10 protein-coding genes are annotated in these 12,902 nt (G+C 74.1%); 6 read left to right on the forward strand and 4 right to left on the reverse strand.

Going from position 1 to position 12,902, the window contains the following annotated elements; translation table 11 throughout:
* The first annotated feature begins 4 nt into the window (after nt 1–4).
* From ACLBXP_RS21405 to ACLBXP_RS21430, 6 genes are all read left to right on the forward strand, one after another.
* A complete protein-coding gene (locus ACLBXP_RS21405) occupies nt 5–1,885 on the forward strand; it encodes a peptidoglycan D,D-transpeptidase FtsI family protein (RefSeq protein WP_447669828.1) in 1,881 nt (626 codons plus the stop codon).
* Nucleotides 1,882–3,342: a UDP-N-acetylmuramoyl-L-alanyl-D-glutamate--2,6-diaminopimelate ligase gene (locus ACLBXP_RS21410; RefSeq protein ID WP_447669830.1), complete on the forward strand. Its 1,461-nt coding sequence runs from the start codon at nt 1,882–1,884 to the stop codon at nt 3,340–3,342. Before ACLBXP_RS21405 ends, ACLBXP_RS21410 begins: the two co-directional genes overlap by 4 nt.
* Nucleotides 3,339–4,853, forward strand: a complete 1,515-nt coding sequence (locus ACLBXP_RS21415) for a UDP-N-acetylmuramoylalanyl-D-glutamyl-2,6-diaminopimelate--D-alanyl-D-alanine ligase (RefSeq protein ID WP_447669831.1) — start codon at nt 3,339–3,341, stop codon at nt 4,851–4,853. The genes ACLBXP_RS21410 and ACLBXP_RS21415 overlap by 4 nt, the downstream gene beginning before the upstream one ends.
* Before the next feature lie 119 nt (nt 4,854–4,972).
* Nucleotides 4,973–6,058 (forward strand): phospho-N-acetylmuramoyl-pentapeptide-transferase, encoded by a 1,086-nt coding sequence (mraY, locus tag ACLBXP_RS21420; RefSeq protein WP_447669832.1) that lies wholly within the window; start codon nt 4,973–4,975, stop codon nt 6,056–6,058.
* Nucleotides 6,059–6,138: 80 nt separating this feature from the next.
* Entirely contained in the window at nt 6,139–7,512 is a 1,374-nt protein-coding gene (gene murD / locus ACLBXP_RS21425; protein ID WP_447669909.1) for a UDP-N-acetylmuramoyl-L-alanine--D-glutamate ligase, read from the forward strand.
* Nucleotides 7,513–7,540: 28 nt separating this feature from the next.
* Complete coding sequence (locus tag ACLBXP_RS21430; protein ID WP_447669833.1) at nt 7,541–8,713, forward strand: iron-containing alcohol dehydrogenase; 1,173 nt, start codon at nt 7,541–7,543, stop codon at nt 8,711–8,713.
* Nucleotides 8,714–8,728: 15 nt separating this feature from the next.
* On the opposite strand, the gene denD is transcribed toward ACLBXP_RS21430, so the two are convergent.
* The 4 genes from denD to ltnD are packed head-to-tail and all read right to left on the reverse strand — an operon-like array spanning nt 8,729 to nt 12,699.
* Entirely contained in the window at nt 8,729–9,700 is a 972-nt protein-coding gene (gene denD, locus ACLBXP_RS21435) for a D-erythronate dehydrogenase (protein ID WP_447669834.1), read from the reverse strand.
* A gap of 13 nt (nt 9,701–9,713) precedes the next feature.
* Nucleotides 9,714–10,982, reverse strand: coding sequence for a 3-oxo-tetronate kinase (otnK, locus tag ACLBXP_RS21440; protein WP_447669835.1), 1,269 nt, complete (start codon nt 10,980–10,982; stop codon nt 9,714–9,716).
* Entirely contained in the window at nt 10,979–11,770 is a 792-nt protein-coding gene (gene otnI / locus ACLBXP_RS21445; RefSeq protein ID WP_447669837.1) for a 2-oxo-tetronate isomerase, read from the reverse strand. Before otnI ends, otnK begins: the two co-directional genes overlap by 4 nt.
* Nucleotides 11,771–11,781: 11 nt before the next feature.
* Complete coding sequence (ltnD, locus tag ACLBXP_RS21450; protein WP_447669838.1) at nt 11,782–12,699, reverse strand: L-threonate dehydrogenase; 918 nt, start codon at nt 12,697–12,699, stop codon at nt 11,782–11,784.
* Between the last annotated feature and the right edge of the window lie 203 nt (nt 12,700–12,902).

Consider the following 12,902-nt stretch of genomic DNA (forward strand, 5'->3'; position numbering starts at 1 on the left):
CCCCGTGTCCGACGACGCATTCCGAGACGAGGGCCGCGACGCGGCCCGGGGTGACGAGACCGCGACGGACGAGGCCGCCCCGCAGGGGCAGCCGGAGGCCGCGGCGGCCCCCGCTGCCGTCGAGTCCGCGGCCGAGCCCCGCCGCAACCCGCTGGCGGCCCTCCTGCGCGCGATGTTCCGCCTCGCGATCGAGCGGTCCTACACCCGCGTCGGGCTCGTCGGCCTCGCCTTCGCGGGCGTGTTCGGCGCGATCAGCGTGCGGCTCCTGATGATGGCGGCCTTCGGCGAGCCCCCCAGCCAGGAGCACCGGGTGGCGGCGGCCTCCACCACCGCGATCCGGCCCGACATCGTGGACCGCAACGGCGAGGTGCTCGCCACCGACATCCGCACGGTCTCGGTCTTCGCCGAGCCGGGCAACATCTACGACAAGGACGAGGCGGTCGAGCTGCTCACCGCCGTGCTGCCGGACCTCAACGCCACGGAGCTGCGCGCCAAGCTCACGCAGAAGCCCGGCAAGAAGGGCGTCGGCTTCGTCTGGGTGAAGCGCGAGCTCACCCCGCGCCAGCAGGCCGAGGTGCACCGCCTCGGCATCCCCGGGATCGGCTTCCTGCCCGACCACAAGCGCGTCTACCCGAACGGGACCGCCGCCGCCCACATCGTGGGTGCGACGAACCTCGACAACATCGGCATCGCGGGCATCGAGAAGTACATCGACAACCAGGGCAACAAGGCCCTCAACGAGTTCGGCCTCGTCGCCAAGCAGACCGACCTGAAGCCCGTGCAGCTCTCGGTCGACCTGCGCGCGCAGTTCGCCGTGCGCGACGAGCTCGCCAAGGGCATCGAGCACTTCCGGGCGAAGGCCGGCGCGTCGATGATCCTCGACGTGACGACCGGCGAGGTCATCGCCCTCGTCTCGATGCCGGACTTCGACCCCAACAACCCGGTGGACGCGCTCGCGGACGATCGCATCAACCGCATGAACGTCGGCGTCTACGAGATGGGCTCGACCTTCAAGGCGATGACGCTCGCCATGGCGCTCGAATCGGGCAAGTACACCGTCAACTCGACGTTCGACACCCGCGGCGGCGTGCTCAACTGGGGGCGCCAGAAGATCCACGAGTACCACGGCACCAACCGCGTCATCACCATGCCGGAGGTGTTCACGCACTCGTCGAACATCGGCTCGGCCAAGATGGCGCTCGGCGTCGGCGTGCCGGGCCACAAGGCCTTCCTCAAGAAGATGGGCCTGCTCGACCGCCTGCGCACCGAGCTGCCCGAGAGCGCCGCGCCGATCATCCCGCCGCGCTGGACCGAGATCAACACGATCACCATCGCGTTCGGCCACGGCCTCGCGGTGGCGCCGCTGCAGGCCGCGGCGGCGGTCGCCGCGATCACCAACGGCGGCTTCCTGATGACGCCGACCTTCCTGAAGACCACGGCCGAGGCCGCCCGCGAGAAGGCGACGCCGGTGCTCCGCCCCGAGACCAGCGAGGCGATGCGCTTCATCATGCGCCTCAACGCGACGGAAGGGTCCGCCAAGAAGGCGGCGATTCCCTACTACTTCGTGGGCGGCAAGACGGGCACGGCCGAAAAGGTGATCGGCGGGCGCTACGCCAAGAACCGCCTGTTCACGACCTTCATGGCCGCCGCGCCCATGGACAAGCCGAAGTACCTGTTCGTCACCATCATGGACGAGCCCCAGGGCCTGCCGGAATCCGGCGGCTACGCCACCGCCGCCTGGAACTCCGGCGTGGTCACCGGCCGGGTGATCGAGCGCGTCGCCCCGATCCTCGGCCTGCCCCCGCAGTTCGAGCCGCCCGTCCGGCCCTTCCCGCTGATGGTGAAGCTCGGCGCCTATCACGCGACCCAGGTGAGCGGCCCGTGAGCGCGGCGCTGCGGGACCTCTTCCCCGAGGCCGCCGGCGACGTCGGCGGCCTCACCGTCGCGGGGCTCACCGCCGACAGCCGCCGGGTGGTCCCCGGCGGCGTCTTCGTGGCGGTGCCAGGCACCAAGGCGGACGGGCGCCGGTTCGCCGCGGCGGCCGCGGCGGCCGGCGCCGTCGCGGTGGCGGGCGAGGGCCCGCGCCCCGGGGACCTCGCGCCCGCCACGGCCTGGATCGCGGTCGACGATGCCCGCCGGGCGCTGGCACTCGCCGCCGCGCGCCTCAGCGGTCGCCAGCCCGAGACGGTGGTGGCGGTGACCGGCACCGCCGGCAAGAGCTCGGTCGCCGACTTCGTGCGCCAGATTCTGGCCCGGCTGGGGCGAGACGCCGCCAGCCTCGGCACCGTCGGCATCGTCACGAACCGGGGCGCCGCCTACGGCTCCCTGACGACGCCCGATCCGGTCAGCCTGCACGAGACCCTCGCCCGCCTCGCCGGGGAGGGGGTCACGGACCTCGCCATGGAGGCCTCCTCCCACGGCATCGAGCAGCGGCGCCTGGACGGCGTCCGCCTCGCGGCCGCGGGCTTCACCAATCTCGGGCGCGACCACCTCGACTACCATGCGAGCCTCGAAGAGTACCTCGACGCCAAGCTCCGCCTGTTCACGACGCTCCTGCCCGCCGGCCGGCCGGCCGTGGTCAACGCGGACGGCGCCTACGCGGAGCGGGTGATCGCGGCCGCCCGGGCCGCCGGCCACGAGATCCGGACCACCGGGCGCGCGGGCGAGCACATCCGCCTGCTCGATGCCCGCACCGAGGGCTTCGCCCAGACCCTCGCGCTCCGGCACGCCGGCACGGACCACCGGGTCCGCCTGCCCCTAGTCGGCGGCTTCCAGGTCGAGAACGCCCTCGTGGCGGCGGGTCTCGTGCTGGCGACGCCGGCCGGCGCGGCGGATCCGGCCGGCGTGTTCGCGGCCCTCGATCACCTCACCGGCGTCCCGGGGCGCATGGAGCGCGTCGGCGAGGCGAACGGCGGCCTCTGCCTCGTCGACTACGCCCACAAGCCCGAGGCCCTGGAGGGCGTGCTCACTGCGCTGCGCCCCTTCGCGACGGGGCGGCTCTGCCTGGTGTTCGGCTGCGGCGGCGACCGCGACCGCGGCAAGCGCCCGCTGATGGGCGCCATCGCGGCGCGCCTCGCCGACCGGGTCATCGTCACGGACGACAACCCCCGCAGCGAGGAGCCCGCCGCGATCCGCGCCGCGATCCGCGCGGAGGCCCCGGGCGCCGAGGAGATCGGCGACCGCGCCGCGGCGATCCGGGCGGGCGTCGCGGGGCTCGCGCCCGGCGATGTTCTGGTGGTGGCCGGCAAGGGCCATGAAACCGGCCAGATCGTGGGGGATCGCGTGCTCCCGTTCTCGGACCACGACGTGGTCCGCGCCGCGATCGCGGAGGTGACGAGATGAGCGAGCCGATGAGCGCGTCAGCGCCCCTCTGGACCTTGAGCGCGTCAGCGCCCCTCTGGACCCCGGACGCCCTGGCCTCCGCCACCGGCGGCACCTGGTCCGGCCTGCCCCGGGCTGGCCTGCCCGGCCCGATCGGCGGCGCCTCGATCGACACCCGCACGCTCGCGCGCGGCGACCTGTTCTTCGCGATCCGCGGCGAGGCCCGCGACGGGCACGACTTCGTGGCCGACGCCCTGGCGCGCGGCGCCGGGGCCGCGGTGGTGGCGGAGGATCGCGCGGCGGACCTCGCCGCTGCGGGTCCGGTGCTGGCGGTGCCGGGCGGCTGCGCGGACCCGGTGCTCGCGGCGATGACCCGCATCGGCGCGGCCGCCCGCGCCCGCACGAGGGCCGCGATCGTCGCGGTGACGGGCTCGGTCGGCAAGACCGGCACCAAGGAGGCGCTGCGCCACGTCCTGTCGGCGCAAGGGGCGACGCACGCCTCGGCGGCCTCCTACAACAACCACTGGGGCGTGCCCCTGACCCTCGCCCGGATGCCGGAGGCGACCCGCTTCGGCGTCTTCGAGATCGGCATGAACCACGGCGCCGAGATCCTGCCGCTGACCGCGCAGGTGCGGCCCGACGTGGCCCTGATCACCACCGTGGAGCCCGTCCACATCGAGCATTTCCGCTCGCTCTCGGCCATCGCCGACGCCAAGGGCGAGATCTTCTCGGGGCTCGGGCCCGGCGGCGTCGCGGTGATCAACCGGGACAACCCCAACTTCCCGCGCCTCCTCGCCCACGCGCAGGCCTCCCGGGCCGGGCGGGTGATCACCTTCGGCGAGCATCCGGAGGCCGACGTGCGGGCGAGCCGCATCGTGATGCGCCCCGACCTGTCCGTGGTCGATGCGCGGGTCATGGGCATCCCCGTCACCTACCAGCTCGGCACGCCGGGCCGGCACGTCGCCATGAACTCCCTCGGCGTGATGGCCGTGGTGCACGCGCTGGGCGCCGACCTCGCCCGCGCCGCCCTGTCGCTCGCGGCCCTGAAGCCGCCGGTGGGGCGCGGCGAGCGCACCGCCCTGCAGATCCGCGACGGCGAGGCCTTCCTGGTCGACGAGAGCTACAACGCCAACCCCGCCTCCGTCCGCGCCGCCCTGGCGACGCTCGCGGGGATCGAGACAGGCCCGCGCGGGCGCCGCATCGCCGTGCTCGGCGACATGCTGGAGCTGGGCGAGGCGGCCGAGCGCCATCACCGGGAGCTCGCCGGCGCCGTCGAGGCGGCCGGCGTCGACCTCCTGTTCACGGCAGGGCCCCTGATGCGCGGCCTGTTCGAGGCCGTGCCGGTACGCAACCGCGGCCTCGCGGCCCAGACCTCCGCCGACCTCGTCGAGGCGGTGGCCGGCTGCCTGCGCCCCGGTGATGCCGTGATGGTGAAGGGCTCCAACAGCATCCGCATGGGTCGGATTGTCGAGGCCCTCAAAGCCCGCTACGCGACCCCCGCCCGCCGCGAGGCGAGCGTCGCGGCACCCTGAGCCGCCGCGGCGCCCTGAGCCATCGCGGCGCCTCGCGCCATTGCGGCGCTCGCGCCGCCCGAACCTCATCCCGGCCCGCCCCGGCCGCCCCGAGACCTGAAAGCGCCGCAGAGCCCCGGATGCTGTATCTCCTGTCGGATCTGAGCGGCACGCTCTCGCCCCTCAACGTCTTCCGCTACATCACCTTCCGCACCGGCGGCGCGCTGTTCACGGCGGGCCTGTTCGTGTTCTGGTTCGGGCCGTGGATCATCTCCCTGCTGCGCCTGCGCCAGGGCAAGGGCCAGCCGATCCGCGAGGACGGCCCGCAGACCCACCTGCTGACGAAGCGGGGCACGCCCACCATGGGCGGGCTGATGATCCTGGCCGGCGCCGTCGTGGCGATCCTGCTCTGGGCGAACCCGCGCAACCACTACGTCTGGATCACCCTGATGGTGACCCTGGGCTTCGGCGCGATCGGGTTCTACGACGATTACCTCAAGGTCACGAAGCAGTCCCACAAGGGCTTCTCGGGCCGCTCGCGCCTCGCCATCGAGGCGCTCGTCGCCTGCCTGGCCTGCGCCCTGGTGGCGATCTACTCGCCGGCCAGCCTGCAGAACCAGCTCGCCTTCCCGGTCTTCAAGGACGCGCTCCTGAACCTCGGCTGGTTCTACGTGCTGTTCGGCGCCTTCGTGATCGTCGGGGCGGGCAATTCGGTGAACATGACGGACGGCCTCGACGGCCTCGCCATCGTGCCGGTGATGATCGCCTGCGGGACGTTCGGGGTGATCGCCTACCTCGTCGGCAACTCCTTCACGGCGAGCTACCTGCAGGTGAACTACGTCCGCGACACGGGCGAGCTCGCCGTGGTCTGCGGCGCGGTGATCGGGGCGGGCCTCGGCTTCCTGTGGTTCAACGCCCCGCCCGCGCAGATCTTCATGGGGGACACGGGCTCGCTGGCGCTCGGCGGCCTCCTCGGCACCATCGCGGTCGCCACGAAGCACGAGATCGTGCTGGCGATCGTCGGCGGCCTGTTCGTGCTCGAGATGATGTCGGTGATCATCCAGGTCGCCTCCTTCAAGCTCACGGGCAAGCGGGTGTTCCGGATGGCCCCGATCCACCATCACTTCGAGCAGAAGGGCTGGAAGGAGCCGCAGGTCGTGATCCGCTTCTGGATCATCGCCGTGATCCTGGCGCTCGCCGGACTCGCGACCCTGAAGTTGCGCTGAGGCGTCCGCACCGTATGAGGGGAGCCGACTGCCCTGCGTCGGACGATCCCATGACTTCCGCCACCCTGACTTCCGCCACCCTGACTCCCGTCACCACCTTCGAGGGCCGCACCCTCGCCCTGTTCGGCCTCGGCGGGTCGGGCCTCGCCACCGCCCTGGCGCTCAAGGCGGGCGGGGCCGAGGTGGTGGCCTGCGACGACAACCCCGACAGCATGGCGCGGGCGAGCGCGCAGGGCATCGCGACCGCCGACCTGCGCGAGGCCGACTGGTCGGGCTTCGCCGCCCTCGTGCTGTCGCCCGGCGTGCCGCTGACCCATCCGCAGCCGCACTGGACGGTGGACCTCGCCCGCGCCGCCAACGTCCCGGTCATCGGCGACATCGAGCTGTTCTGCCGGGAGCGGGCGAAGCTGGCGCCGGCGGCGCCCTTCGTGGCCATCACGGGGACCAACGGCAAGTCGACCACCACGGCGCTGATCGCCCACATCCTGACGGCGGCCGGGCGCGACGTTCAGATGGGCGGCAACATCGGCACCGCGATCCTGTCGCTCGCGCCGCCCGCCGCGGACCGGATCCACGTCATCGAGCTGTCCTCCTTCCAGATCGACCTGACGCCCTCCCTCGCCCCGAGCATCGGCGTGCTCCTCAACATCACACCGGACCACCTCGACCGGCACGGAGCGATGGAGAGCTACGCGGCCATCAAGGAGCGGCTGGTGCAGGGGGCGGAACTCGCGGTGATCGGCATCGACGACGCCCCGAGCCGGGCCATCGCCGAGCGCCGTCCGGTCGAGCGGGTGCGGGTCCACGTCTCCCAGGTGGCCGGCGAGCCCGGCCTGACTTTCGACGGGCTCACCGCCCGCGACGGCGCCGTGTTCGATGCCGACGGAACGCGGCTGGCCGACCTTACCGGGATCGGCTCCCTGCGGGGCGCGCACAACTGGCAGAACGCGGCGGTGGCCGTCGCCGTGGCGCGCGCCCTCGGCCTGGCGCCCGAGGCGATCCAGGCGGGGCTCGCCTCGTTCCCGGGGCTGCCGCACCGCATGGAGGAGGTCGGCCGGCGCGGCCGCGTGCTCTTCGTCAACGATTCCAAGGCGACGAACGCGGATTCCACCGAGAAGGCGCTGACGGCGTTCCGGGACATCCACTGGATCCTCGGCGGCAAGGCGAAGGACGGCGGCATCTTCCCGCTGGTGCCGCTGTTCGACCGGATCGGCCACGCCTACCTGATCGGCGCGGCCTCGGACGCCTTCGCGGCGACGCTCGAAGGGGCGGTGCCCTACACCCGCTGCGAGACCCTCGACGTCGCGACCCGGGCCGCCGCGGAGGGAGCGGCCGCCTCGGGGGCGCCCGAGCCCGTGGTGCTGCTGTCGCCGGCCTGCGCCTCCTACGACCAGTTCCGCAGCTTCGAGGACCGCGGTAACCAGTTCCGCGAATTGGTGCGCGCGCTGCCGTGACGGCGGGGCGCACCGGAGGAACCGCCGGATGACGCCCTTCACCTTCCAGACCACGCCGAACGTCCTGTTCGAGCCGGGCGCCTCGGGCCGGCTCGCGGAGCTTGCCGCCGGGCTCGGCGCCCGCGCCCGCGTGCTGCTCGTCACCGACCGCGGGGTGCGCGGGGCGGGGCTGACCCGCGCCGCCGAGGCCGGCTTCGCGGCGGCCGGCATCGCCGTGACGGTGTTCGAGGACGTGGTGGCCGACCCGCCCGCCGCGGTGGTGGAGCGCGCCGCGGCCCTCGCCCGGAGCGAGGGCGTCGAGGCGGTGGTGTCGGTGGGGGGCGGCTCCGCCCTCGACACGGCGAAGCTCGTGGCGCTGCTCGCCCGCTCGGACGAGCGCCTGGACGACCTCTACGGCGTCGGCCTCGTGCGGGGGGCCCGGCTGCCGCTGATCCTCGCGCCGACCACGGCCGGCACCGGCTCCGAGGTGACGCCGATCGCCATCGTCACCACCCCGACCACCGAGAAGAAGGGCGTCGTCTCCGCCACCCTGCTGCCCGACTGGGCGGTGCTGGACGCCGCCCTGACGCTCGGTTTGCCGGCAAACGTCACCGCGGCAACCGGGATCGACGCGATGGTGCACGCCATCGAGGCCTACACCAGCCGGCACCGGAAGAATCCCGTCTCGGACGGTCTCGCCCGGCAGGCGCTCGCGCTCCTCGCCGAGAACATCCGCACCGCCTGCGCGCAGGGCGGCGACGTCGAGGCGCGCGCCGCCATGCTGCTGGGCTCGATGCTGGCCGGCATGGCCTTCGCCAACGCGCCCGTCGCGGCCGTGCACGCGCTGGCCTATCCGATCGGCGCCCTGTTCCACGTCCCGCACGGGCTCTCGAACGCGCTCGTCCTCACGGGCGTCCTGCGCTTCAACCTGCCGGAGGCCGAGGCGCTCTACGCCGAGCTCGCGCCGATCGTGGCCCCTGAGTCCCGCGACGGGACCGTGCCGGACCGGGCCCGCGCCTTCGTGGAGGCGATGGCGGCCCTCTGCCGGGATTGCGGCGTGCCGGCCTCGCTCGCCGCGGTCGGCATCGCCGAGGCCGATCTCGACCGGCTCGCCGACGACGCGATGAAGCAGACGCGCCTCCTCGTGAACAACCCGCGGCCCGTCACCCGGGCGGACGCGCGGGCGATCTACGCCGCGGCCCTGGCGGGTGAGGGCGCGTAGGCGGCGAGGGCAGCGTCAGTGATGCTCGGCCACGTGCTGCGCGACGATGGCGTCGAAGTCGGCATCGGCCCGGAAGCCCAGGGCCAGCGCCCGCTCGGCCGTGAACGCCTCGGGCCAGGACTCGACGATGCGGGCCACCGCCTCGTCCGGCTCCCGGCGGATGAGGGCGACCGCGCGGTCCCCCGCGACCCGGCGCAGCGCCTCGATCTCCTCCGCGACGGTGGCCGAGACGCCCGGCATGGTGAGGGTGCGGGCGACGCCGAGGCCCGAGAGGTCGAGCCCCGCGGCGTGCAGCAGGAAGCCCGTGGCCGCCCCCGGGCTCGCGAACCAGTGGCGGAGCGTGTCGCGCACCGGCAGCACCGCGGGCAGGCCCGCCAGCGGCTCCCGGATGATGCCTGAGAAGAAGCCCGAGGCCGCGCGGTTCGGCTTGCCGGGCCGCACGCAGATGGTCGGCAGCCGCAGGCCGATCCCGTCGAGGAAGCCGCGGCGGCTGTAATCGGCGAGCATGAGCTCGCCCATCGCCTTCTGGACCCCGTAGGAGTTGGCCGGCGTGAGGATCTGGTCGTCCGGGATCAGCTTGGGCAGCGGCGGCCCGTAGACGGCGAGCGAGGAGGTGAAGACCAGCCGCGGCCGGTAGCCGTCCTGGGCGTGCGCCCGCCGGACGGCGTCGAGGAGGAGGCGGGTGCCGTCGAGGTTGATCCGGTAGCCCTTCTCCAGGTCGGCCTCGGCCTCGCCGGAGACGATCGCGGCGAGGTGGAAGATCAGGTCCGGCCGCCCGGCGATGGCGGCCTCCGCGGCGCCCGGCGCGGACAGGTCGCCCTGCGCCGTCGCGACCCGGCCGGGGAAGCCCGCGGGCGCCTCCGGCGCCACCACGTCGACCAGGGTCAGGGCCTCGAGGGGGCGGCCCGCGATCGTGGGCTCTGCCGCGAGCGCTTCGGACAGGCGCCGGCCGATCATGCCGGCCGCGCCGAGGATGAGGGCGTGCATGGTTTTCCTCTCGTCAGGCCATCATGGACAGGGCGCGGCCGAAGAAGTTCGGGCCGCCGAAATTGCCGGATTTCAGGGCGAGCAGCATGTCGGGGCCGGGGCCCACCGCGCGCAGCACGGGCACGCCCGCCGCGATCTCCGGCCCGATCCGGAAGGCCCGCAGCGCCAGGCGGTCGACCACGGCCCCCGAGGTCTCGCCCCCCGCCACCACGAGGCGACGGACGCCGCGCGCCACCAGGGCCTCGGCGATCGCGGCGTTGGCGGCCTCGATGGCGTGGCCGAGGGCTTCGCCGCCGTGCTTCGCCTGAAGCGCGCGCACGGCCTCGGGCGTCCCGCTGCTCGCGATCAGGACGGGACCCGCCGCGAGCCGGTCCGCGGCCCAGCCGACCGCCTCCGCGACCGCCTCGGGGCCCGCGACGATCCGCTCGGGGTCGAGGCGCAGCACCGGCATCACCGCCTCGGCGGCCTCGATCTGGCCGAGCGTCGCCCGCGAACAGCTACCGGCGAGGCAGGCGGCGTGCCCGCCGACGCCGGGGCCGAGATCGCCCGCGCCGGTCCCGCCGCGCCCGGCCGCCACCAGGGCCCGGGCGAGGCCGAGGCCGAGGCCCGAGGCGCCGACCGAGAGGCGGCGGGACAGCGCCGCGGCCCCGATCGCGCGGAGGTCGGCATCGAACACCGCGTCCGCGACGGCGGCCCCGTGGCCCTCCCGCGCCAGGGCGTCGAGGCGGGCCGCCACCGCCTCCGCGCCGGCCGCGACGGTCGCGAGATCGATCAGCCCCACCGGGCTCCCGCTCTGGCGGGCGAGCACGCGCACGAGGCTCGAATCCCGCATCGGGTTCAGGGGGTGATCCTTGAGCGGGCTCTCGTCGAGGCGCTCGGGCCCGACGAAGAGGTGGCCCTGGTAGACCGTGCGCCCGGTCTCCGGAAAGGCCGGCGTCACGAGGGCGATGGCCTCGCCCGCATCCGTCCGCAGGGCGTCGAGGACCGGCCCGATGTTGCCCGCATCCGTCGAGTCGAAGGTCGAGCAGACCTTGAACAGCACGTGCTCCGCGCCGCGCGCCCGCAGCCACGCCTCCGCCGCGCGCGAGCGCGCCACGGCCTCGGCGGCGGGGATAGACCGGCTCTTCAGCGCCACCACGACGGCATCGACGTCGGGCAGGGCGAGGCTCGGCTCCGGGACGCCGATGGTCTGGACGGTGCGCAGGCCCGCCCGCGTCAGCGTGTTGGCGAGGTCGGAGGCGCCCGTGTAGTCGTCGGCGACGCAGCCCAGCGCGAGGCTCATCGGACCTCTCCCTGCGCCGCCCGGTAGGGGGCGAACCAGCCGAGGCCGGCCTCGGTGCCCGCGGCGGGGTTGTACTCGCAGCCGACGAAGCCGTCGTAGCCGAGGCGGTCGAGCTCGCCGAACAGGAAGGCGTCGTCCATCTCGCCGGTGCCGGGCTCGTGCCGGTCGGGCACGCTCGCGGTCTGGACGTGGCCGATCATCGGCATCAGCGCGCGCAGCCGCATCGTCACGTCGCCGTGCAGGATCTGGCAGTGGTAGAGGTCGAACTGCAGCTTCAGGTTCGGCAGCGCGAGGTCGCGGATCAACTCGGCGGCCTCGCCGAAATCGTCGAGGGCGTAGCCCGGCATGTTGCGGCCGTTGATCGGCTCCAGCACGAGGTCGAGCCCCTCGCGCGCGAGGCGCTCGGCCGTCCAGGCCACGGAGCGGCGATAGGCGGCCCTCACCTCCGGGTCGCGCTTGTCGGCGAGCCCCGCCATCAGGTGCAGCCGCCGCACCCCCGTCGCCGCGGCGTAGGGCAGGGCGGTCTCGACGCCGGCCTGCACCTCCGCGAAGCGCCCCGGCAGGGCCGCGAGGCCGCGCTCGCCCGCCGCCCAGTCGCCCGGCGGCAGGTTGAACAGGGCCTGGGTCAGGCCGTGCCGGCCGAGGCGCTCGCCCACGGCCTCGGGCGAGTGCGCGTAGGGAAACAGGAACTCGACGGCCCGGAAGCCGGCCTCCGACGCCGCGCCGAAGCGGTCGAGGAAGGGCAGCTCCGTGAACATCAGGGTCAGGTTGGCGGCAAAGCGCGGCATGGTGTCGGTCCTCAGGCGCCGGTGCGGGCGGGGGGCAGCTGCGCCCCGGATATCTGAGCGTAGAGGCGGGCCACGGAGGCGTCGTCGTCGCGGCCCATGCCGGCCCCGGAGGCGGCGAGGAACATCTGCAGGGCGGCCGCCGCCACCGGGACGGGAAAGCGCTCGGCCCGGGCCATGTCCTGCACGATGCCGAGGTCCTTCACGAAGATGTCGATCGCGCTCCGGGGGGTGTAGTCCCCCTCCAGCACGTGCGGCATGCGGTTCTCGAACATCCAGGAATTGCCGGCCGAGGCCGTGATGACCTCGTAGACGCGGGACAGGTCGAGGCCCTGCTTGGCCGCGAAGCTCATCGCCTCGCAGGCCGCCGCGATGTGGACGCCGGCGAGGAGCTGGTTGATCATCTTGAAGGCCGCGCCCTGGCCGGGGGCGTCGCCCAGCCGGTAGAGCGTCGCCGCCATGGCATCGAGGGCCGGGGCGGCCCGCGCGAAGGCCGTCTCGCTGCCCGATGCCAGGATGGTCAGGGCGCCCTCGGCCGCCCGCTGGGCCCCGCCGCTGATCGGCGCGTCGAGGTAGTGGCGGCCGCCGGCCTCCAGCCGCGCCGCGAGGCCGCGCGCCACCGCCGGATCGAGGGTGGCGCAGGCGACGAACACGCCACCCTCCGGCATCGCGTCGGCGACGCCGCCCGCGCCGAACAGCACCGCCTCGGTCTGGGCCGCATTCACGACGACGCAGACCACGACGTCGGCGCCCCGGCACGCCTCGGCGGCGCTCGCCGCCCGCGTGCCCCCCGCCTCGGCGAAGCGGTTGAGCGCCCCGGCGTCCGGGTCGTAGGCCGTGACGGGCAGGCCCGCGGCCAGCAGCGAGCGGGCCATGCCGGAGCCCATCGAGCCGAGGCCGATCACGGCGGCACGGGTGGGGGCGGTGCTCATCGAAGGAACCTCCGGGCTCTCAGAGCCTGTTCGACCAAGTCAATCGCCGGGGGCGGGTCGCCGCGTCCCGGTGGCGGATCCCACCGACCCACCTCATCGCGAGGGGCCTCGCAGGGGGCCTCCGGGATCCGTTGCGATCCCTGGAGCCCTCCTTCGAGGCTTCGCTGCGCTGCGCACCTCAGGATGAGGTCGCGGGTGGGTGG

It is taken from the genome of Methylobacterium sp. A54F, assembly GCF_053346035.1.

What these genes read in the sequence shown, in the direction of transcription:
- ACLBXP_RS21415 (WP_447669831.1), top strand. Translation starts at nt 3,339, where the DNA reads ATGAGCGAGCCGATGAGCGCGTCAGCGCCCCTCTGGACCTTGAGCGCG.
- mraY (WP_447669832.1), top strand. Translation starts at nt 4,973, where the DNA reads ATGCTGTATCTCCTGTCGGATCTGAGCGGCACGCTCTCGCCCCTCAAC.
- ACLBXP_RS21430 (WP_447669833.1), top strand. Translation starts at nt 7,541, where the DNA reads ATGACGCCCTTCACCTTCCAGACCACGCCGAACGTCCTGTTCGAGCCG.
- denD (WP_447669834.1), bottom strand. Translation starts at nt 9,700, where the DNA reads ATGCACGCCCTCATCCTCGGCGCGGCCGGCATGATCGGCCGGCGCCTG.
- otnK (WP_447669835.1), bottom strand. Translation starts at nt 10,982, where the DNA reads ATGAGCCTCGCGCTGGGCTGCGTCGCCGACGACTACACGGGCGCCTCC.
- otnI (WP_447669837.1), bottom strand. Translation starts at nt 11,770, where the DNA reads ATGCCGCGCTTTGCCGCCAACCTGACCCTGATGTTCACGGAGCTGCCC.
- ltnD (WP_447669838.1), bottom strand. Translation starts at nt 12,699, where the DNA reads ATGAGCACCGCCCCCACCCGTGCCGCCGTGATCGGCCTCGGCTCGATG.